Source organism: Acidobacteriota bacterium, assembly GCA_016716435.1.
In the GTDB taxonomy this organism is placed as follows: Bacteria; Acidobacteriota; Blastocatellia; order Pyrinomonadales; family Pyrinomonadaceae; genus OLB17.
Genome location: JADJWI010000008.1, coordinates 1,061,507 through 1,081,269, shown reverse-complemented (window position 1 = coordinate 1,081,269; position 19,763 = coordinate 1,061,507). Strand labels below are relative to the sequence as shown.

Genomic DNA, 19,763 nt, shown 5'->3' with positions numbered 1-19,763 from the left:
CGTGGAAAGGATCAATCGCGTTCGACCGCCATTGCGACCGAGTTTCCGCCGCCGAGGCAGAGGGCGGCGACGCCCTTCTTCGCACCGCGACGCTTCATTTCGAAGAGCAGCGTGGTCAGGATTCGGCCGCCCGAGTTGCCGATGGCGTGGCCAAGAGCGACCGCTCCGCCATTGACGTTGACCTTGTCCATATCGAGCCCGAGTTCCTTCATCACGCCGAGTGCCTGCACGGAGAAGGCCTCATTGAGCTCGAAAAGATCGACATCGCCCATCTCCCAACCGGCCTTTTTGAGGACGTTGAGAACGCCCTGGACCGGTGCCATCATGATCAGCTTCGGCTCGATGCCCGAGGTCGCAGATGCGACGACACGAGCGAGCGGCTCGATGCCAAGTGCAGCAGCACGCTCGGCAGATGTAACGACCAACGCCGAGGCGCCGTCATTAACGCCCGGAGCGTTACCAGCGGTCACGGTACCGCCATCGCGTTTGAATGCAGGCTTGAGCTTCCCAAGGGCCTCTGCGGTCGTATCCGGGCGGACGGGCTCGTCATAATTGAGCACGATCGGGTCGCCCTTCTTCTGCGGTATTTCGACCGGCACGATCTCGTCGGCAAAGCGGCCGGCTTCCTGGGCTTCGGCGGCTTTGCGGTGCGAGTTGAAGGCGTAATTGTCCTGCTCTTCGCGGGAGATCTGGTGCAGATCAGCAACGACCTCACCGGTGTTGCCCATATGCCAATTTTCAAAAGGACACCAGAGCCCGTCGTGGATCATCAGGTCGGTGACGGTTTGATTGCCCATGCGGTAACCGTCGCGGGCACCGGGCATTGCGTAAGGGATGTTGGACATCGATTCCATTCCGCCGGCAACGACGACCTCGGAATCGCCGAGCTGAACCGCCTGCGAGGCGAGTGCAACGGCACGAAGGCCCGAGCCGCAGACCATGTTGACCGTAAGTGCGGAAACCTCAGGCGGAAGGCCTGCTTTCAACGCAGCCTGCCGAGCCGGTGCCTGGCCGATTCCCGCCTGGACCACACAGCCCATAATGACCTCGTTGACTTCCGAACCTTCAAGCCCGGCACGCTTGACCGCTTCTTTGATCGCGATCGCGGCGAGGTCCGGCGCGGTGAAGCCCTTCAGGAGGCCTTGAAATTTACCCGTCGGCGTCCGTGCGGCACTCAAGATAACTGCTTTGTTCTTGTCTGTCATATGTCCTCAGATAATAAATATATATTTTCTAGCTATAACGTCGAATTATATCAGTGCGGATGTGATTTCTCCATCCTAAAAACGGTGGAAGCGTTCACGGGCCTGCCGTTCAAGCTCTTCGCGGTGGTCGGGATGGGCGATGCGGATCAGTTCCCTCGCCCGTTGGCGAAGATTCTTACCGTAAAGATCAGCAACGCCGTATTCGGTGACGATGTAATGAACGTGGGCACGGGTCGTCACAACACCGGCTCCTTCCTTCAGGAACGGCACTATTTTGCTCTCGCCGCGAGAAGTGCTCGAGGGCAAAGCGATGATCGGCTTTCCGCCTTCCGAGAGCGATGCTCCGCGGATGAAGTCCATCTGCCCGCCAACGCCGGAATACTGCCGCCGACCGATCGAATCAGCACACACTTGGCCGGTCAGGTCCACTTCGATCGCGCTGTTGATCGCCGTCACCTTCGGGTTGCGACGGATAACCGACGTGTCATTTACATAGCCGATGTCAAGCATCAAGACCTGCGGGTTGTCATCGACAAAGTCGTAGAGCCGCTTCGTTCCCATCACGAAACCGGAAACGATCTTGCCGGGATGCTTCGCCTTCTTGCGGCCATTGACGACGCCGGATTCGACCAGGTCGATGAGGCCATCGGAGAACATCTCGGTATGAATGCCAAGGTCCTTGTGGTTCGTGAGCGAAGCGAGAACGGCGTTCGGGATCGCACCGATGCCCATCTGGAGCGTCGCCCCGTCGTCGATCAGTTCGGCGATCGAGCGGCCGATCGCTTCGTCGACCGCGGTCGTTGCCGGCGGCGGAACTTCGGGCAGCGGCTCATCGACCTCGACGGCAAAGTGAATGGCGTTGATGTGCACAAGCGCATCGCCGAGGTTCGCGGCACGTGCGGATTGATCTGAGCGATGACGATCTTAGCGGTGTCCGCGGCCGCTCGGGCGATATCGATCGAAACGCCGAGCGAGCAAAAGCCGTGCTTGTCGGGTGGCGAAACATTGAGCAACGCGACATCGAGCGGCAACACCCCTCGGCGAAAGAGTGCGGGAATCTCCGAAAGAAATACCGGGATGTAGTCACCGCGACCTTCGTTTACTGCCTCGCGAACATTTCCGCCGACAAAAAAGGCATTCACATGAAACGAGCTTTCGTGTTCGGGCAGCGAGTACGGAGCGCGGCCTTCAGTGTGGAGATGGACGAGTTCGACGTCCCGAAGCTCACCCGAACGGGCAACCATTGCCTCAATAAGCACTCGCGGAGCCGCCGCGACCCCATGTATAAAAACGCGGTCACCGGACGAGATGCGACCGACAGCCTCTTCAGCAGAAACAAATTTCGCCATTATGTAAGTATTGCCCCTTTGCAGACCCGAATTTCAGCTATGCGAAAAAGCTATGTTATCTTAGGCAGGTTCATCCATAAAGTCTTGAAATTAAACCGTAAGGAGAATGGCCCGTGCTTGTTTGTCTTGAAGGGAGTTCGCCGACCATTTTCGGCGAGAACAATTACAAATACTACGTTTGGGAGGCGTATTTGACGACGCGTGAACACCACGCGAAGTACATTCCCGGCCCGGCCGCGATCTCGATGTCCGGCAGCCAGATAAATATCCGAAAAATGGCTGATTGGGCCTGCGCGTTTATCGAAGCTCGGCAGGAAAATGTGTTCTTGATCGGCTGGAGCCGAGGTGCGGCCGCCTGTATCCAGACGGCCTATAACCTTAAGGCCAAAGGCCGCTCAGTCGAGGCAATGTTCCTTTTCGATGCGGTGGATCAGGATACCTCAACCAACTCAGACCTGAACTACATCCCGAGCGGCGTTGTGAATTGCTATCACGCAATAGCGACGAGAAAAAGCTGGATGGACCGGCAGATATTTCCTACCTGCGGTAAGCAGGCAGCGAACGGCGTGAACCTTGTGAAGAAGGATTTCGATACGACGCACGGCGGAATTGCCGGGGCTGGCGACGGAATCGGTGATGCCGGATCAAAGGTCTGGATGTGGGAGCAGATGCGAAACCACGGCGTGGTCTCGTAATATAGGATGATGTTCGAATCAGGGGATTTTCTTGTGTTTCAGCTCGAATCGGGTTATGGCTTGATGCGACTACTGGCTAATGAAACCGAAGAAGGTGGGCCGATCTGGCACGTTCAGGCGTTCTCGGATCTCTTTCTTGATGTGGAGACCGCCGAGGATCGGGCCCTTAACGGAACGCTCGCTGTCGCGGTGAGCCACGTTGCATTAACAGACCGGGCGTTTGAAAGTACACAGATATCCCGGCTCGCGAATCGGCCGCTTGAGCCTGAGCTCGTTGCGTTGGTAAAAGCGTGGGAAAATGACCCTGAGCGAGTCGTTTCTGACCGCTCGGTTCGGCTTCATCTCGGCCTACGCTAGGCCGCGACGTTTCAATTCTTTTGTGATCAAAGTGAGCTCGCGGCTAACTTGACCGGTGACCGATGTGTTCTCCTCCGCACGTCGGATCAGGTATGGCACCGCGTCCTTTACCGGGCCGTAAGGCACATACTTCGAGACGTTATAGCCGTGCTTGGCTAGGTTATACGACAGATTGTCGCTCATCCCGAAAAGCTGTGAAAAGTGGATGTGCGGATGATTGTTGGGAATGTTTTCGTCGTACATCCGCTTCGCGAGGTGATAAGAGCTAGCCTCGTTGTGTGTTCCGGCGACAAATGCGACCTCGTCCAGATGCTTTAGGCAATAATTCACCGCTTCATCAAAGTCGAGGTCGGTCGATGCCTTGTCCGGTTGGATCGGTGAGGGATAGCCCATCTCCTTCGCTCGATCGCGTTCCTTTTCCATGTACGCACCGCGGACGATCTTGATCCCAAGCTTGTAACCGCCAGCGTGCGCCGCCCTTCGCGATTCTTTCAAAAATTCCAAACGATCGTGTCGATACATTTGAATAGTATTGAACACGATCGGGAGCTCCGAATTGTACTTTTCCATCATCTCGGTCGCGAGGCGATCGATGGCGTCCTGTATCCACGATTCCTCCGCATCGATAAAAACCGGCTGCTTTAGTGTGAAGGCTAGGCCGCAGATCTCGTCCACCCGCCGGGAGATCGCTTCGCATTTCATCTGGCCCTTTGCGTCGAGCTTGTGTTTTGAGGACATCTTCTCAAGAGTCCCGAGCGGAGCGATGCCGGAAAACTTGAAAACCGCGAACGGGATGAAGGCGTCGTCCTTCGCCCGTTCGATGGTTTTCATTATCTCTTTTGCCGTGGCGTCGAAATCTTCCTCGTGGGTCTTTCCTTCGACCGAATAATCGAGTATTGTGCCGATCCCTGCCTTGCCGAGGCGCTCGATCGCCTTTTGCGAATCCTCGATCGTCTCGCCGCCGCAGAATTGCCCAAATACCGTTCCACGGATAAGCCCTTCAACCGGTAGGCCGATCGAGAGTGCAAATTTTGTGATGCCGGTACCGATGGAATTCAGCATCGGCGAGTTCATCATTTTGAACAGGCGATACTTTTCTTTTAGTTCTGCATCTGTGCGGTCGGCAAAGGCGGTGGCAGTGTCGTTGAAGTCAAGGGTGAAGTCGCTCATAGCTAAAGCGGGCCTTTCGGCTCACAAACCTAGGTTATTGAATAGCTTAGCTTTTGTAAAATTGTAAGCCGAACCGAGATGGATTAGTATCTAGCTTTTTAATGACGAGTTAAAGTAATCATTATGAGTAAAGGCTTACCGAAACGCTCCGAAAACTATTCGGAATGGTACAACGAATTGGTTAAACGTGCCGGGCTCGCCGAGAATTCGGCCGTCCGCGGGTGCATGGTGATCAAGCCCTATGGCTTTGCCATCTGGGAAAAGATGCAGCGTGCGCTTGACGATATGTTCAAGGCGACCGGACACGAGAATGCCTACTTCCCTCTTTTCGTTCCGCGGTCGTTCCTTGAGAAAGAGGAAGAACACGCGGAAGGCTTTGCGAAAGAGTGCGCGGTCGTAACGCATTATCGGCTTAAAGCCGGCCCGGACGGGAAAGGCCTGATGGTGGATCCGGATTCGAAGCTCGAGGAGGAATTGATCATCCGCCCGACCTCGGAAACGGTCATTTGGAACGCCTACAAGAACTGGATCCAGTCGTGGCGCGACCTGCCGATCCTGATCAATCAATGGGCAAACGTCGTCCGCTGGGAGATGCGGACGCGCATATTCCTTCGCACTGCTGAATTCCTTTGGCAAGAGGGCCACACCGCCCACGCGACCGAGAAGGAAGCCATTGCGGAGACCGAGCAGATGCTAGGTGTATACGCGGACTTTGCCGAAAACTGGATGGCAATGCCGGTGATCCAAGGCGTGAAGACCCCAAGTGAACGGTTCGCCGGTGCGATCGAGACCTATTGCATCGAAGCGTTGATGCAAGACGGAAAGGCATTACAGGCGGGCACTTCGCATTTCCTTGGGCAGAATTTCGCCCGGTCGTTCGATGTGAAGTTCGTCAACAAGGAAAATCAGCTCGAATTCGCATGGGCGACGAGTTGGGGCGTTTCGACGCGGCTTATGGGAGCTTTGGTGATGGCCCATTCCGACGACAACGGGCTGGTACTTCCGCCAATGCTTGCTCCGATTCAGGTCGTTATAATTCCGATCTACAAGAGCGAAGTAGATCTGGCAAAGATCACCGAACGCATCAATCCGATCATTGCTGAACTGAAGGCTCTGGGAGTCAGCGTCAAGTTCGATGACGACGACAAACAGCGTTCCGGCTGGAAGTTCGCCGAATATGAGCTGAAGGGTGTGCCCATTCGCCTCGCCGTAGGTATGCGTGATTTAGAAAGCGGCACTATCGAAGTCGCCCGTCGAGATACTCTGACCAAAGAATCAAGGCCGATCGAGGGCATTTCGGCACACATAAAGGCGTTGCTTGATGATATCCAGTCAAGCATCTACGACAGAGCGTTTGCCTTCCGCGAGGCGAACACATTCACTGTCGATACCTGGGACGAGTTCAAACAGCAGATCGAGAAAGGCGGTTTCATTTCAGCCCATTGGGACGGTACGGCCGAGACCGAAGCGAAGATCAAGAACGAGACCAAGGCGACGATCCGCTGCATTCCGCTTAATTCGATCGAGGAAGTGGGCAAATGCGTTTATTCCGGCAAAGAATCCGCAAAACGGGTGATATTCGCTCGGGCCTATTAGCGCACTTTTATTCGACTTTCTTTCGGGAAGCTGCGTCTAACGAACAGGCCGCGGAGATTTATGCCGATTGAGGCCGTTTTTCTCAGGTCAATAGCCGGTATACGTAATGTTTGGAGATCTGACGGATGAACAGCTTGTAACCGCCGCCGTGGGCGATGACCCCGATGCTTTCGGCGCATTGGTCAGGCGCTGGGAACGGAAGATATTTGCACTTTGTTTCGGTATGCTCGGCCGCGAGGACGAGGCTAAAGATGCGGCCCAGGAAACCTTCGTTTCGGCATATCGTAACCTGAAAAACTTTCGCGGAGAAGCGAAGGTTTCGAGCTGGCTCCATCGCATTGCGGTGAACCAATGCCTAACTATAAAGCGACGGCAAAAGGCGCGTCCCGAGGAATTTCTCGACGAAGAGACGAACGAGGCGGATCGTGTTTTCGTTGCACCGTCACGTAGTTCGCCCGCGAACACAACCGAGCAAGCGGAGAGGCTTTTTCACGTACGGAACGCTGTAACGTCGCTCCCGCCGGAGCTCCGTCAGATCGTTGTGATGAAAGAATTTGAAGAAATGACATTTCAGGAGATCTCGGACACGCTCGAGGTCCCGCTCAGCACCGTCAAGAGCCGGCTTTACACTGCGCTTAAGCAATTGAGGGCAAAGCTTGAACGGCTGCCGATAGAAGTAACTTAGAAGGCAATGAAGAACGAGACGATACGATTCGAAAGTGGATGCGAACGTTCGGCAGAGACTCTTCCCTATATTTACAGGGAAAGCACTGATGCCGAACTGGCGCGGTTCGACGGGCATCTCGCCGAGTGCGAGGCTTGCCGCGATGAATTTGCCGCCATTTCGTTCTCGCGCTTCTCGGTCTATGAATGGCAGCGTGAGGAGTTTGTTCCGCTTGCTACACCAGACTTTGCCTCGGCATTTGCACCGAAAGTTGCGGACGCAACAACTGCGGGCTGGTTCGACGCCATTCGCGGATGGTTTGCACTTCCCCATCGGCTTGCATTTGCGGGCGGCTTTGCGGCGGTGTTGGTCGGCATCTTCGCGAGTACGTTCTATTTTGCGTCTATTGATTTATCACCGGAAAACATCGCGACGGGAAATGTACCCGCTGTTGTCACACCTGCTATCGAGCCTGTTGTGATCGCTGAAGCGGCAAGCCCGACACAAAAGGAAAGCTCAGTTGACGATGTTGTTCGAACTGAAGTTGTTCGAGCGAGCGTTAAGACCGTGACGCGAAAAGTGAAACCGAAACCAAAACAAGAGACGGTTTTGAATCGGTCTTCACAGGCTGTCGCCGCGTCGCTTCCGGCGGCTAGTCTTCCGCGGTTGACTGAGGACGATGACGAAATTGATTACGGGCTGAGATTGGCCGATATAGTCGCTGATATCGACACGCGTGAAGAGGACTAAATGCAAAGCTTAGCGAAAACAATTTTTAGATGCGCATTTCTTTTTCTTGCGGGATTTGTTGTTTTCGGTGCCGTTACACTTGCTCAAGACGAAACAAAGGACGACGAGCCCGATGCGCCGCCTGCACAGCAGCGCCCGAACCTGACGCGTGCGTTAGGACTCAGGCCCGACCAAGTTCAACAATTTCGTCGGTTCAATCAAGCATGGCAGCCAAAGCGGCAGGAAGCGGCGATGCAGCTTCGGCTTGCTAATCGCGAGCTTGATGCGGCGATCTATGCCGACAACCTCGATGAAGATCTCGTAAAAGTAAAGCTTTCGGCTTTTCATGAAGCGCAGAAAGAAGTAGCGAAACTGCGGTTCGAAGAGGAGCTTGCGATCAGAAAGATCCTTGATCCCGAGCAGCTTCAGCGGTTTCGCGAGCTTCGCCGTCGATTTGCCGAAAACCGCCAGCAGCGGCAACTCCGGCGTCAACAAAATCCGAATGCCCCACTCCGGCGAAACTCGCCCGGCCAACGCCGAGAGCCAGGCGAGAGGCCGCCGCAGCGGCCCGCCCGTTAATCGATAAGCGTTAGAAATATCTTGGCCGCCTTTCAAATGGCGGCTATTTGTTTGCCGTTTTGTGCCGGTCGTTGTAACCTTACCCTGTTCTTCAAAGAAGCACTGCCGACCCGTTTTCTGATGAATCCCCTTTTAAGATTTATCGCCGAACTGCAGGACGTAAGCCTTTTGCTCTGGCGTTCGATCGTCAGCCTGCGGCACGGGCCGCGTTACTTCGCCGAAACACTTAGGCAAATGGACATGATCGGCGTCGGTTCGCTTCCGATCGTTCTTCTTACTGGTTTCTTTACTGGCGGCGTCCTGGTGCTACAAACTTACCCGACGCTCGAATACTACAGTCTCCAAAACGAATCCGGCCGATCGGTCGCGACCTCGTTGATCCGTGAACTCGGGCCGGTGCTTTCAGCACTTATGGTTTCGGGGCGGATCGGTTCAGCGATCGCTGCCGAACTAGGCTCGATGGTCGTCTCGCAACAGATCGAGGCGATGCGTGCACTCGGAACCGATCCGATCCGAAAACTTGTCGTTCCACGGATCACGGCCCTGATAATGATGCTTCCGCTCCTGACTGTCGCTGCAGACATTTTCGGGTTGATCGGCGGCGGTATAGTGGCGAACTACATTTACGGCCAGGACATTCACGTTTTCTCCGAATCGGTACGAAACGGCATCTCAACGAAGGACATAATCGCCGGAATGGTCAAACCGATCTTCTTCGGATTCATCATTGGCCTTGTTGCCTGCCACAAGGGTCTAAGTACCTCGGGCGGTACAGTCGGGGTCGGCCGCTCAGTTACAAACTCGGTCGTAACAGCTTCGATCTGGGTCATCATTTTTGACTTCTTTCTTGCAAAGGCCTTGCAGTACCTTCTCGACATCGGCCGTATCTGACACGTATAATCGGGAATCTCTATGCTCGTTGACGAAGCCAATAGTGCACTTCCGCTTTCGGATGATATCGAGTTCACTGATATGAAAGAGGCGGTCGATTCTCCAGATCGCGTGGCACCCGTTATCGAGTTTCGTGACGTATGCCTTTCTTTTGACGAGAAGGTCATCCTCAATGGCATCAGCTTTTCCGTTCGCCGCGGCGAAACCAAGATAATCCTCGGGCGAAGCGGTGGCGGTAAATCGACAGTAATTCGCCTGATCCTGGGCTTGATAAAGCCCGATTCCGGGCGGATCCTTATCGACGGAGAAGATATAACGGATCACGACGAGCCGGCGCTGATGACCGTTCGCCAAAAGATGGGAATGGTCTTTCAGGAAGGTGCACTCTTCGATTCGTTACCGGTTTACGAGAACGTTGCTTACCGGCTTCGGGAGCAGGGCGTTGAAGAAGAAGAGGTCGAGGCCGAGGTCCGGCGAATGCTCAGGTTCGTTGCACTTGAGGATGCGATCGAAAAAATGCCGAGCGAACTTTCCGGCGGCATGCGGCGACGCGTCGGCATCGCCCGTGCTCTCGTGGGTGATCCGGAGATAGTGCTCTTTGACGAACCGACAGCCGGACTCGACCCGCCAACCGCACGAACGATCTGCGAGCTCGCGATAAAGCTCCGCGATCTGCACGACGTTTCCTCGATCTTTGTCACGCATGAGATGAACAACCTTCGCTACCTCTCGTCCGAATATGCGGTGATCGACGAAAGCGGCGAAGTTAAGTTTGAAAAAGAGGGTGAGCGGCTCTGCATTATAAATACGGAGATCCTGATGCTCCGCGATGGCAAGGTCGGCTTTGAGGGTAAAGACGAAGAGCTGCTCCGCTCAGAAGATCCGTATATCAGGACGTTCGTTCACGGCAAATAGGAGCTCCGAAAAGAGATGGTACAAACAAGAAATTCACTTACGCTTTCGCAGCTTCGCGTCGGCATTTTTGTGCTCGCCGGGCTGCTCGTACTCGCTTTTCTCGTACTTAACTCAACGGGCGACTTCAACCCGTTCGCCAAGCGGCTTGTGCTCAAAGCAAGGTTTGCCGCTGCGGACGGCCTCAAGGCCGGTTCGGATGTTCAGCTCGCGGGCATTCGTATTGGTCAGGTCGAGGAGGTCATCTTTCTTCCGCCGGATTCGCCCGAGACCGAAAAGATCGAAGCAAGGATGTTGGTCGATGCCGAGCTGAATGGCCGCCCAATAACGGAGCGTATTAGAACTGATTCAACGGCTCAGTTGATTGCAGTTTCGATCTTAGCGAACGAAAAGATCATAAACATTTCGCCAGGCTCCGCTGATGGAACGGCCGTAACAGAAAATCACGTTCTCGAGTCAAGCGAAGCCATTTCGATCAATCAACTAACGAAGACCGGAAATGACCTCCTCCAGCAGATCAACAAGATCGCCGTGCCGGCTAACGAGATACTCAACAAAGCCAATCAGGGCGAAGGAACCATCGGGCGCATCGTTAACGACGAATCCCTCTACAACAACCTTGACGCGACCGTAGCAGAAACGAAGCTGACCATGGTAAAGCTCCAGAGCACAATCGAGAAGCTCAACAGCGGCCAGGGCACAGCAGGTCAGTTGATAAACGACAAGCAGCTTTACGAGAACCTCAACAAGACCGTCGCACAGCTTGAGGGCATTTCGACAGATATTCGTTCCGGCCGCGGGACGGCGGGCAAATTCGTGACCGACGACGCTCTGTATAACGAAACTCGAGCGGCGATAATCGATCTTCGGACCACCGCGAACAAGATAAGTTTGATCGCCGATGATCTGAAGAGCATTACCGGACCGCTTGCGGGCGGTGACGGTTCGCTTGGTAAGTTCCTCAAGGACGAGCAACTTTACGACAATGCCCGTGACACTCTTGCCCGCTTCAACGCCACTGCGACAAAACTTGAATCGATGCTTGGAGATACGCAGGCCGGGAAAGGAACGGTCGGCAAGCTCTTTACCGATGAGACGCTCTATAACAACCTCAACCAGACAGCCTCAAACATTAATCAATTCTCAAGCGAAAGCACAAAGCTTATCTATGATTTTCGCCAAAATCCAAAGAAGTATCTCCGGATAAAGCTTTCGCTTTTTTAACATCGCACTAAAAGCAGGGCAGCGATTGACCTTAATTCGCCATCTATTTATACTGCATATTCATAACGGATATGCAGTATATACTGCATATCCCATTATCGGGATGGACAAGCAAATCAGATTACAAGAGATTAGGAAAATCGTTGGCTCTAGAAGGATAGCCCGCCAAGAAAAGCTCGTTGCCCTGTTGACCGAGCGCGGATTTGGCGTCACACAGGCAAGCGTCTCGCGAGATCTCGACGAACTCGGGATCGTAAAGGTAGCCGGGCAGTATACACTTCCGAGACTCGATAGGGAGAAAGCGAAGCTCGGAGTAAGAAGCATTGAGACGTCCGGCGATTCCTTGATCGTTGTTAAGAGTGAGCCTGGTTTTGCCTCAGCAGCCGCGACGCAGATCGATTCAGTGGCCTTAAGCGAAATCGTCGGAACGATCGCCGGTGATGACACGATCTTCGTTGCCGTACGACGCTCATCTGATCAGCGGGCTACGGTAAAGAAATTGTTGGAGCTATTCGGCGGTTAGATGAGCGATACGAAAGACAAGATCAGGGTCGGCATCTTTGGCGGTTCGGGCTACGGCGGCAGCGAACTGCTGCGGATACTGCTGTTCCATCCGAACGCGGAGGTCGTCTTTGTTACCGGAAATGAACACGCCGGAAAACGCGTAAGCACTGTACACCGGAATCTCACTTCCCTAACCGATCTATCATTCACAGCAATTCCCGACGATCTGGACGAACTAGGGAAGATCGACGTCGCATTTTTCGGATTGCCGCACGGGCAGGCTTTGGGGCTTGTTCCAAAGCTACCGGCGGGTACGAAAGCGATCGACCTCTCGGGTGATTTTAGGATCAATGACTCGGAAATCTTCGAGGCATATTACAAGCGACCGCATGCCGGCGAACTACAGAACAAATTTGTTTATGGCCTTACGGAGACCAACCGCGATGCGATCTCAAATGCGGACTACATTGCCAACCCAGGATGTTTTGCGACGGCAACGGCTCTAGCTCTTTCGCCATTGATCGCCTCGGGCTTTGTGACGGGAAAGACTATTGTCGATGCAAAGACAGGCTCGTCGGGTTCCGGTGCAAAGCCAGCGGCGAATACTCATCATCCGCAGCGGACTAACTCGTTTTTCGCTTACAAGCCTTTTACGCACCAGCATGTGCCGGAAATTGAACAACATCTTCGCACACTCGGAGCGCTTGATGAACCATTCATCTTCATGACGCACAGTCTTCCAGTTTCGCGTGGAATATTCGCGACCTGCTACGTTGAGTTGAAAAGCGAGATGACGTCGGCCGAGCTCTATGAGCGGTTCGGTGCGTTCTACCGTGACGCGTTCTTCGTGCGGATGGTCGAGGGCTCGCCGGATATAAATTGGGTGAAGAATACGAATTTCTGCGATATTGCGGTTCACGTTTCAGGCCGAAATGCGGTCATCTTTTCGGCCATCGATAACCTTGTAAAAGGTGCCGCCGGCCAGGCTGTGCAGAATATGAACCTGATATTTGGGCTTGACGAGAAGACCGGCCTCATCTTTGCCGGAAGCAACCCCTGAGATGCACTTTAGCGAGATCAAGAAAACGGAAGACGCCTTTCAGGTTGCGACCTACGCCAAAATGCCGATCGCGGTTGGGCGCGGTAGCGGTGCCTGGGTGTGGACCAGCGAGGGCGAGAAATACCTAGACCTTTACGGGGGCCACGCGGTCTGCGCGACCGGACATTCTCATCCGCACGTGGTTGGGGCGATAAAGGAACAGGCCGAGAAAGTGCTCTTCTACTCAAACCTGGTTTATAGCGAAATCCGTGGGCTGGCGGCGGAGAAACTCGTCTCGATCGCACCCGGTTCGCTTACGCAAGCGTTTTTTTGCAACTCCGGAACCGAAGCCAACGAGAACGCGATGCGAATGGCCCGGATGGCGACCGGACGGCAAAAGATCGTCTCATTTAACGGCGGCTTTCACGGAAGAACAGCCGATTCGATCTCAGCGACATTCCTTGGTAAGTATCGAAAGATCGGAGAACCGAATGTCCCCTTTCACGTCGAAGCAACTTTCGGCGACCTCGATAGTGCCGAACAGGTTATCGACGGCGGGACAGCGGGCGTCATCCTCGAGCCGATCCAATCAATGGCTGGCGTTATCGAGGCCGAACCGGAATATTTTGTTGGGCTTCGCGAGATCTGTGACCGTAAGGGGGCAGTGCTGATCTTTGACGAGGTCCAAACAGGGGTTGGAAGAACCGGCAACTGGTTCTTTGCCGGGAGTTCACCGGCCTCGGAAGTTGTTCCTGACATTGTCACCCTCGCCAAATCGCTCGGCAGCGGAATCCCGGTCGGTGCGTGTTTAATCAACGAACCGATTTCATCGGCGATAAAACTTAACGATCTGGGCTCAACCTTCGGCGGCGGAATGATCGCGATGGCTGCCGTGCACGCAACGCTCGAGGCGATTGAGCAAGACGATATGATGGCGAACGCACGAGCTGTCGAAAATCGACTTCGCGACGCTCTGAGCAGTACAACCGGCGTTGTGAGGATCCGAGGCAAGGGATGTCTCCTCGGAATCGAATTCGAGTCGCCGTGCAGACCTTATTCCGAAGCACTGCTGGCGAATCGCGTGATCACCGGCACCTCGAGCGACCCAAACGTGCTTCGGCTCTTGCCGCCGCTTTGTGTCGATGCAACTACGGCCACGGAAGCCCTAATAGGGGTGATTTCCGAAATAAGCGCAAAGTAGGAAGTGGAAAGTGACGAGCGTATCACGTTCCATAGCCCCGCTGTTATTTGTGTATTTTTAAGAGAATGCATTTTCTATCAACCGGACATTTTAGCCCAAACGAATTGACGGGACTCATCGAGTCCGCGATCCGCTATAAGAAGGGCAATACGGCGCGGCCGCTTGAAGGCGAGTCGTTTGCCCTTGTCTTTTTCAACCCAAGCCTACGAACTCGGGCATCGATGCAGGTCGGCATCTATGAGCTTGGCGGGAACGCGGTAATACTCGAACCCGGGAGCACTTCGTGGACGCTCGAACACCGCGAAGGCGTAGTAATGGCCGGCAACAAGACCGAACATCTGAAGGAATTCGTAGGTGTTCTTGAGCGTTACGTTTCAGCGATCGGCGTCAGAACTTTTGCGGACCTAAAGGACTGGGAAGCGGAGCGTACCGATCCGATCATGAATGCATTTGCTGAATTCGCAAGCGTTCCGGTGATCAATCTTGAATCGGCGATGCACCATCCCTGCCAATCAATGGCGGACATGATGACTATCCGGGAGAAGTGCGGTCCGACAAAACAGAACGTGCTGCTTACTTGGGCTTGGCACCCGAAGCCGCTCCCTATGGCGGTGCCAAACAGCTTTGCTCTTGCGGCAGCTCAATTCGGGCATGACGTTCGCATTGCCCATCCGCCGGGATATGAACTCGACGAAGATCTGATACGCGAGGCAGCTCATTACGCGGCCGAGAGTGGCGGAAACCTTGAGATCACGCACGACCTTGAAGCGGCCTATAAGGGCGTTGACGTCGTTTACGCCAAAAGCTGGGGCGGTAAGAAGTTTTACGGAGATCCGGACGCGGATATCGCTCATCGGCGGCAGTTTCGAGACCGCTGGATCGTAGATGAAGGCAAGATGTCGCTTACAAACGACGCGATCTTTATGCATTGCCTTCCGGTTCGGCGGAACGTGATCGTCACCGACGAAGTGATCGACGGCCAACGGTCGGTCGTGATCGATGAGGCCGAGAACCGGCTTCATATTCAGAAGGCAATATTGACGGAGCTTTTCAAATGAACATTGAATCTCTCGATCTTCTACGCGAGGCATTACCCTATATTCAACGATTTCAAGGCAAGACATTTGTTGTAAAGTTTTCCGGCAAAGTGACGGAAGACCGTGAGAACCTCGCATCGCTTGCCGAAGAACTTGCGCTACTGTACCAGGTCGGAATTCGTGTCTGCGTCGTCCACGGCGGCGGGAAACAGCTTGCGGAGCTTGCGCAGAAGCTAGGTGTAGTGCAAACCGTGATCGAGGGCCGCAGAGTTACGGATGACGACACGCTAGACCTTGCAAAGATGATCTTTCGGGGGAAAATAAACACCGAGATCCTCGCTCAGCTTCGCCGTCGCGGCATCGATGCGGTGGGACTTTCCGGCGTGGACGGCGGCGTGATCAAGGCGGTTAGGCGGCCGCCGAAGAATGTCCTGAACAAAGAGTCCGGGATCATCGAGTCTGTCGATTATGGAAACGTCGGCGATATAGTTGAGGTCGATACGCATCTGCTCGAGCTTCTTCTTAGTGGCAACTATCTTCCCGTTATCTCCTCGCTTGGAGCTGACGATGACGGAAAGGTGTTCAATATCAATGCTGACACGATTGCGGCCGAGATCGCCGTATCTTTGAAAGCCGAAAAGCTGATCCTCCTTTCCGACGTGAACGGCATCTATCTCGACCCCAACGATGAGACGACAAAGCTCGATCGTCTAACAACGGTAGAAGCTTTCAAAATGATCAAGAGCGGCAAAGCAACTGGCGGAATGATACCCAAGCTGCAAAGCCTGACGTCTTTGCTGAGCCGCGGGGTCGGCTCGGCCCACGTGATCGGCGGCTCCGTTCGAAATGCCCTCCTCGCCGAGGTCTTTACCGACGAGGGCACGGGAACGATGGTGACCGCATAAAACAAAAACGGACCGGGAAATTCCCAGGTCCGTTTCATTTTTGGTGCTGAGGGCGGGACTCGAACCCGCACGGATCGCTCCACACGCCCCTCAAACGTGCGCGGCTACCAATTACGCCACCTCAGCAGAATTTTCAATCGTACCCAAACTAGTTGTTCGCGGCCGGTTGTTCTTGGCCGGTCTCTTCGGCATTTGGACTAGCCGCGGGCTGAGAAGCGTTCGCCGCGGGCGACTCCACATTTGCGTTCGTGGCCGGAGCGGCATTCGTGTTTGCATCCGTGACAGCGGCTGGAGCCGTGGTCTCGGTAACGGGTTCAGCGACCGTATCGAGCACAGAAACCCCTCCGCGAAGTGCCGGCAACGAGAGCAGAAACGCCGAGACCATAAACACCGATGCTGCGGCAATGGTCATCTTCGAAAGGATAGTTGCCGTTCCGCGCGGGTTGAACGCCGAACTCGATATGTTGCTCGTAAAGAGCGCACCAGCATCGGTCTTCCCCGGCTGAAGCAAAACCGTCGCTATCAGCACAAAGCACGAGATGAAAAACAATGTATAGAGAACGTAGATCAAATCTTTCTACTCCCGCAAAGCCGCTCAAGCTGATGCCTGATAATTTACGATCTTTGCAAAACTTTCGGCCTCAAGGCTTGCCCCGCCGACAAGAGCACCATCAATATCCGCCATCGACATCAATCTACCGATATTGTCCGGTTTGACCGAACCGCCGTATAGTATTCTGACATTTTCGGCGGACTTCTCGCCGTGCGATCTCGCGACCTCGCGGCGGATATGAGCGTGCATTTCTTGAGCCTGTTCCGGCGTGGCGGTTTTACCCGTCCCGATCGCCCAAACAGGCTCGTAAGCGATTATGATACGTTCCATATCATCGGCTGTCAAACCCGCGAGCCCGCCCGCGAGTTGCCCCGCGACGAGTGATTCAGCGTTGCCCGCTTCCCTTTCGTTAAGGTGCTCACCAACACAAACTATCGCCGTTAATCCGGCACCGAGAGCCGCTTGCGTTTTACGATTCACATTGTCGTCCGTCTCGCCGTAAAACTGCCGCCGCTCGCTGTGGCCGATGATGACGTGTGAGCAGCCCGCGTCCTTAAGCATCGCTGGTGTGACCTCGCCGGTGTGTGCTCCGAATTCATTCTGGATCGCACAATCTTGAGCGGCGATGCGAATATTCGAGCCCTCAATCCGGTCTGCAACGGTTTTCAGCGCCGTAAAGACCGGGGCGATCACGACCTCGCAATGCGAGACGTTTGCGACGAGCGGCTTAAGCGCGAGGGCCGTATCGACCGCCTCCCCGAGCAGCTTATACATCTTCCAATTTCCGGCAATTACGGGTTTTCTCATCTATTTGTCATCCAAAGCCGCGACGCCCGGCAGAACATCGCCGGCCAGAAATTCGAGTGTCGCTCCGCCGCCGGTCGAGATATGCGAGATCTTGTCTGCAAGTCCGGCCTGATTGATCGCCGCGACAGAATCTCCACCGCCGACGATCGAGGTCGCCCCTTTCTCCGTCGCTTCGGCAACCGCTTTGGCGATCGCGATCGTCCCTTCATCGAAAGGCTTTTCCTCGAACATTCCCATCGGGCCGTTCCAGACTATCGTCTTGGCGCCCTCGAGTGCATTGGCAAAGACGGCGGCCGTATCAGGGCCAATATCGAGACCGACAAGCCCGGCGTTCGTGAATTCGATCTGTATCGCCTTGCGGGAATTTAGCGGGTCATAGGAATCGACAACCTGATGATCCGTCGGTAGCAATATCTCAACTCCCGCAGCCTTCGCCATCTCCTCAAGCTCAAGAGCCTTAGGCATCATCTCATCCTCGACAAGCGACTTGCCGACGGTGTAACCCTGCGCCTTGAAAAAGGTATATGCCATCGCTCCGCCGATAAGAAGCTTATCGACCTTTCGCTCGATAAGCGACTCGATGACCGGAATCTTGTCCGAGACCTTTGCGCCGCCGAGGATTGCAACGAATGGCCGCTCGGGGCTGTTGAGAGCTTTGCCCAGAAACTCAAGTTCTTTTTCCATCAGCAGGCCCGCGACACATGTCTCGACGTGATGCGTGATGCCCTCGGTTGAAGCGTGAGCGCGATGAGCGGTGCCGAAAGCATCGTTTACATAAACGTCGATACCCTCTGAGAGTTTTTTAGCGAACTCGACGTCATTCTTTTCCTCGCCGCCATCGAGCCGCAGATTTTCGCGCATCAATACGTCGCCCGATTCAAGGGAGGCGATCTGGGCATTGATGTCGTCGCCCTCGAACGCAACTTTCTTCTCGAGCAAAGCAGCGAGTCGTTCAGCGACCGGCCGCAGGGTATACTTCGCCGGATCGTAAGGTGTTCCCTTTTCTTCCGCTTTCTTCTTATCTTTCAATGGCCGTCCGAGATGCGAAGCAAGCACGATCTTTGCACCTTGCTCGATCGCATATTTGATCGTCGGCAACGCCCCGCGAATACGCGTATCGTCTTCGATCTTGCCGTCCTTGATCGGGACGTTGAAATCAACCCGGATAAAGACGGTCTTCCCTTTTATGTCTATGTCCTTGATACTCTTTTTATTCATCTATAAAAAATAGCTTATAGCTATCAGCTAATAGCTATAAGCTTTCTAACTAAAACCACGCCTTAGAGTCCCTTTGCTGCAATGTACTTGACCAGGTCGCGAACGCGGCAGGAATAGCCCCATTCGTTGTCGTACCACGAAAGTACCTTGATGCAGGTGCCGCCAATGACCTTTGTGTTCTCGGCGTCGACGATCGAGGAATTCGGGTTACCGCGGAAATCGATCGAAACGAGCGGTTCCTCAGAAAAGGCGAGAATGCCTTTGAGCTCGCCATTTGCCGCGTCCTTGAGCACCTGATTAACTTCCTCGGTCGAGGTTTCCTTTTCGACGTTCATCACGACGTCTACGAGAGAAACGTTCGGCGTCGGAACGCGGACCGAGATCCCATCAAATTTACCTTTCAGTTCTGGAATGACCAATGCGACAGCCTTCGCCGCACCCGTCGAGGTCGGGATCATCGAAAGCGCCGCGGCGCGTGCACGACGGAGATCTTTGTGCGGCAGATCGAGAAGTTGCTGGTCGTTTGTATAGCTGTGAATCGTATTCATCAGCGCATTTTTAATACCAAACTTTTCGTGGATTACCTGCGCGACGGGTGCAAGGCAATTGGTCGTGCAGGAGGCGTTAGAGATGATGTGGTGGCTCGCAGCGTCATACATCTCTTCATTAACACCGAGCACGATCGTAACGTCTTCGCCCTTTGCGGGTGCCGAGATTATGACCTTCTTTACCGATCCGCGAATGTGCTTTCCGGCGTCCTCGGCCTTGGTAAACCGGCCGGTCGCTTCGATGATGACCTCTGCTCCGACCGAATCCCAGTCGATAGCCGCCGGGTCTTTTTCCGAAAACACCTTGAACGAATCGCCGTCCACCGTTATCGTGTCACCTTCGGCCTTAATGTCATTATCAAGATTGCCCATTACTGAGTCATACTTGAGCAGGTGGGCAAGTGTTTTAGTATCGGTAAGGTCATTAACGGCAACAAAATCAATGTCTTTGTCGCCTAAACAAGTCCTCAGTACGTTGCGGCCGATGCGGCCAAATCCGTTGATCCCAACTTTGATACCCATAGTTTTATCGTTCTCTCCAGAATCGTTAGTTAAAACGAGAAAGATAACCGATATCGCC

General features: G+C 54.3%; 20 protein-coding genes, 1 tRNA gene and 1 pseudogene. 14 read left to right on the top strand and 8 right to left on the bottom strand.

All coding sequences use genetic code 11. The features are described from left to right. Nucleotides 1-11: 11 nt before the first annotated feature. Nucleotides 12-1,205 carry an acetyl-CoA C-acetyltransferase gene (locus IPM21_16890; protein MBK9165549.1) on the bottom strand — a complete coding sequence of 398 codons (1,194 nt, stop codon included), beginning with the start codon at nucleotides 1,203-1,205 and terminating at the stop codon, nucleotides 12-14. Between the two features lie 75 nt (nucleotides 1,206-1,280). Continuing rightward, nucleotides 1,281-2,554, bottom strand: a pseudogene (locus IPM21_16885) (acetyl-CoA hydrolase/transferase family protein). Between the two features lie 113 nt (nucleotides 2,555-2,667). On the opposite strand from IPM21_16885, the gene IPM21_16880 reads away from it, so the two are divergent. Then, complete coding sequence (locus IPM21_16880; protein ID MBK9165548.1) at nucleotides 2,668-3,249, top strand: hypothetical protein; 582 nt, start codon at nucleotides 2,668-2,670, stop codon at nucleotides 3,247-3,249. Nucleotides 3,250-3,255: 6 nt separating this feature from the next. Further along, the gene (locus IPM21_16875) at nucleotides 3,256-3,606 is read left to right on the top strand and encodes a hypothetical protein (protein MBK9165547.1); all 351 of its coding nucleotides are present in this window, start codon (nucleotides 3,256-3,258) and stop codon (nucleotides 3,604-3,606) included. On the opposite strand, the gene IPM21_16870 is transcribed toward IPM21_16875, so the two are convergent. Beyond that, on the bottom strand, nucleotides 3,598-4,776 hold the full coding sequence (locus IPM21_16870; GenBank protein MBK9165546.1) for a proline dehydrogenase family protein: 1,179 nt from the start codon (nucleotides 4,774-4,776) through the stop codon (nucleotides 3,598-3,600). The genes IPM21_16875 and IPM21_16870 overlap by 9 nt on opposite strands. Nucleotides 4,777-4,899: 123 nt before the next feature. Here IPM21_16870 and IPM21_16865 point away from each other — a divergent pair, with 123 nt between their 5' ends. From IPM21_16865 to argB, 12 genes are all read left to right on the top strand, one after another. Then, nucleotides 4,900-6,372 (top strand): proline--tRNA ligase, encoded by a 1,473-nt coding sequence (locus IPM21_16865; GenBank protein ID MBK9165545.1) that lies wholly within the window; start codon nucleotides 4,900-4,902, stop codon nucleotides 6,370-6,372. Nucleotides 6,373-6,478: 106 nt separating this feature from the next. Continuing rightward, nucleotides 6,479-7,057: an RNA polymerase sigma factor gene (locus IPM21_16860; protein MBK9165544.1), complete on the top strand. Its 579-nt coding sequence runs from the start codon at nucleotides 6,479-6,481 to the stop codon at nucleotides 7,055-7,057. Nucleotides 7,058-7,063: 6 nt separating this feature from the next. Beyond that, nucleotides 7,064-7,786: a zf-HC2 domain-containing protein gene (locus IPM21_16855; protein MBK9165543.1), complete on the top strand. Its 723-nt coding sequence runs from the start codon at nucleotides 7,064-7,066 to the stop codon at nucleotides 7,784-7,786. Then, entirely contained in the window at nucleotides 7,787-8,344 is a 558-nt protein-coding gene (locus IPM21_16850; GenBank protein MBK9165542.1) for a periplasmic heavy metal sensor, read from the top strand. A gap of 120 nt (nucleotides 8,345-8,464) precedes the next feature. Beyond that, nucleotides 8,465-9,235: an ABC transporter permease gene (locus tag IPM21_16845; protein MBK9165541.1), complete on the top strand. Its 771-nt coding sequence runs from the start codon at nucleotides 8,465-8,467 to the stop codon at nucleotides 9,233-9,235. A gap of 21 nt (nucleotides 9,236-9,256) precedes the next feature. Then, complete coding sequence (locus IPM21_16840) at nucleotides 9,257-10,150, top strand: ATP-binding cassette domain-containing protein (protein MBK9165540.1); 894 nt, start codon at nucleotides 9,257-9,259, stop codon at nucleotides 10,148-10,150. 15 nt (nucleotides 10,151-10,165) lie between these two features. Then, nucleotides 10,166-11,371, top strand: a complete 1,206-nt coding sequence (locus tag IPM21_16835) for an MCE family protein (GenBank protein ID MBK9165539.1) — start codon at nucleotides 10,166-10,168, stop codon at nucleotides 11,369-11,371. 103 nt (nucleotides 11,372-11,474) lie between these two features. Then, a complete protein-coding gene (locus tag IPM21_16830; GenBank protein ID MBK9165538.1) occupies nucleotides 11,475-11,894 on the top strand; it encodes an arginine repressor in 420 nt (139 codons plus the stop codon). Beyond that, the gene (gene argC, locus IPM21_16825; GenBank protein MBK9165537.1) at nucleotides 11,895-12,935 is read left to right on the top strand and encodes an N-acetyl-gamma-glutamyl-phosphate reductase; all 1,041 of its coding nucleotides are present in this window, start codon (nucleotides 11,895-11,897) and stop codon (nucleotides 12,933-12,935) included. It abuts the gene before it with no gap. Then, the gene (locus IPM21_16820; protein MBK9165536.1) at nucleotides 12,916-14,115 is read left to right on the top strand and encodes an aspartate aminotransferase family protein; all 1,200 of its coding nucleotides are present in this window, start codon (nucleotides 12,916-12,918) and stop codon (nucleotides 14,113-14,115) included. Before argC ends, IPM21_16820 begins: the two co-directional genes overlap by 20 nt. Before the next feature lie 65 nt (nucleotides 14,116-14,180). Further along, nucleotides 14,181-15,173 carry an N-acetylornithine carbamoyltransferase gene (locus IPM21_16815; protein MBK9165535.1) on the top strand — a complete coding sequence of 331 codons (993 nt, stop codon included), beginning with the start codon at nucleotides 14,181-14,183 and terminating at the stop codon, nucleotides 15,171-15,173. Further along, complete coding sequence (gene argB / locus IPM21_16810; GenBank protein MBK9165534.1) at nucleotides 15,170-16,057, top strand: acetylglutamate kinase; 888 nt, start codon at nucleotides 15,170-15,172, stop codon at nucleotides 16,055-16,057. The genes IPM21_16815 and argB overlap by 4 nt, the downstream gene beginning before the upstream one ends. 41 nt (nucleotides 16,058-16,098) lie before the next feature. Here argB and IPM21_16805 read toward each other — a convergent pair. From IPM21_16805 to gap, 5 genes are all read right to left on the bottom strand, one after another. Then, nucleotides 16,099-16,183 (bottom strand) — tRNA-Leu (locus tag IPM21_16805). Between the two features lie 22 nt (nucleotides 16,184-16,205). Continuing rightward, complete coding sequence (gene secG / locus IPM21_16800) at nucleotides 16,206-16,628, bottom strand: preprotein translocase subunit SecG (GenBank protein MBK9165533.1); 423 nt, start codon at nucleotides 16,626-16,628, stop codon at nucleotides 16,206-16,208. Nucleotides 16,629-16,652: 24 nt separating this feature from the next. Next, nucleotides 16,653-17,417, bottom strand: coding sequence for a triose-phosphate isomerase (locus IPM21_16795; protein ID MBK9165532.1), 765 nt, complete (start codon nucleotides 17,415-17,417; stop codon nucleotides 16,653-16,655). After that, a complete protein-coding gene (locus IPM21_16790) occupies nucleotides 17,418-18,635 on the bottom strand; it encodes a phosphoglycerate kinase (GenBank protein ID MBK9165531.1) in 1,218 nt (405 codons plus the stop codon). It abuts the gene before it with no gap. Between the two features lie 62 nt (nucleotides 18,636-18,697). Beyond that, nucleotides 18,698-19,705, bottom strand: a complete 1,008-nt coding sequence (gap, locus tag IPM21_16785; GenBank protein MBK9165530.1) for a type I glyceraldehyde-3-phosphate dehydrogenase — start codon at nucleotides 19,703-19,705, stop codon at nucleotides 18,698-18,700. Nucleotides 19,706-19,763: the final 58 nt, after the last annotated feature.

What these genes read in the sequence shown, in the direction of transcription:
- IPM21_16890 (MBK9165549.1), bottom strand. Translation starts at nt 1,205, where the DNA reads ATGACAGACAAGAACAAAGCAGTTATCTTGAGTGCCGCACGGACGCCG.
- IPM21_16875 (MBK9165547.1), top strand. Translation starts at nt 3,256, where the DNA reads ATGATGTTCGAATCAGGGGATTTTCTTGTGTTTCAGCTCGAATCGGGT.
- IPM21_16870 (MBK9165546.1), bottom strand. Translation starts at nt 4,776, where the DNA reads ATGAGCGACTTCACCCTTGACTTCAACGACACTGCCACCGCCTTTGCC.
- IPM21_16865 (MBK9165545.1), top strand. Translation starts at nt 4,900, where the DNA reads ATGAGTAAAGGCTTACCGAAACGCTCCGAAAACTATTCGGAATGGTAC.
- IPM21_16860 (MBK9165544.1), top strand. Translation starts at nt 6,479, where the DNA reads ATGTTTGGAGATCTGACGGATGAACAGCTTGTAACCGCCGCCGTGGGC.
- IPM21_16855 (MBK9165543.1), top strand. Translation starts at nt 7,064, where the DNA reads ATGAAGAACGAGACGATACGATTCGAAAGTGGATGCGAACGTTCGGCA.
- IPM21_16850 (MBK9165542.1), top strand. Translation starts at nt 7,787, where the DNA reads ATGCAAAGCTTAGCGAAAACAATTTTTAGATGCGCATTTCTTTTTCTT.
- IPM21_16845 (MBK9165541.1), top strand. Translation starts at nt 8,465, where the DNA reads ATGAATCCCCTTTTAAGATTTATCGCCGAACTGCAGGACGTAAGCCTT.
- IPM21_16840 (MBK9165540.1), top strand. Translation starts at nt 9,257, where the DNA reads ATGCTCGTTGACGAAGCCAATAGTGCACTTCCGCTTTCGGATGATATC.
- IPM21_16835 (MBK9165539.1), top strand. Translation starts at nt 10,166, where the DNA reads ATGGTACAAACAAGAAATTCACTTACGCTTTCGCAGCTTCGCGTCGGC.
- IPM21_16830 (MBK9165538.1), top strand. Translation starts at nt 11,475, where the DNA reads ATGGACAAGCAAATCAGATTACAAGAGATTAGGAAAATCGTTGGCTCT.
- argC (MBK9165537.1), top strand. Translation starts at nt 11,895, where the DNA reads ATGAGCGATACGAAAGACAAGATCAGGGTCGGCATCTTTGGCGGTTCG.
- IPM21_16815 (MBK9165535.1), top strand. Translation starts at nt 14,181, where the DNA reads ATGCATTTTCTATCAACCGGACATTTTAGCCCAAACGAATTGACGGGA.
- argB (MBK9165534.1), top strand. Translation starts at nt 15,170, where the DNA reads ATGAACATTGAATCTCTCGATCTTCTACGCGAGGCATTACCCTATATT.
- IPM21_16795 (MBK9165532.1), bottom strand. Translation starts at nt 17,417, where the DNA reads ATGAGAAAACCCGTAATTGCCGGAAATTGGAAGATGTATAAGCTGCTC.
- IPM21_16790 (MBK9165531.1), bottom strand. Translation starts at nt 18,635, where the DNA reads ATGAATAAAAAGAGTATCAAGGACATAGACATAAAAGGGAAGACCGTC.
- gap (MBK9165530.1), bottom strand. Translation starts at nt 19,705, where the DNA reads ATGGGTATCAAAGTTGGGATCAACGGATTTGGCCGCATCGGCCGCAAC.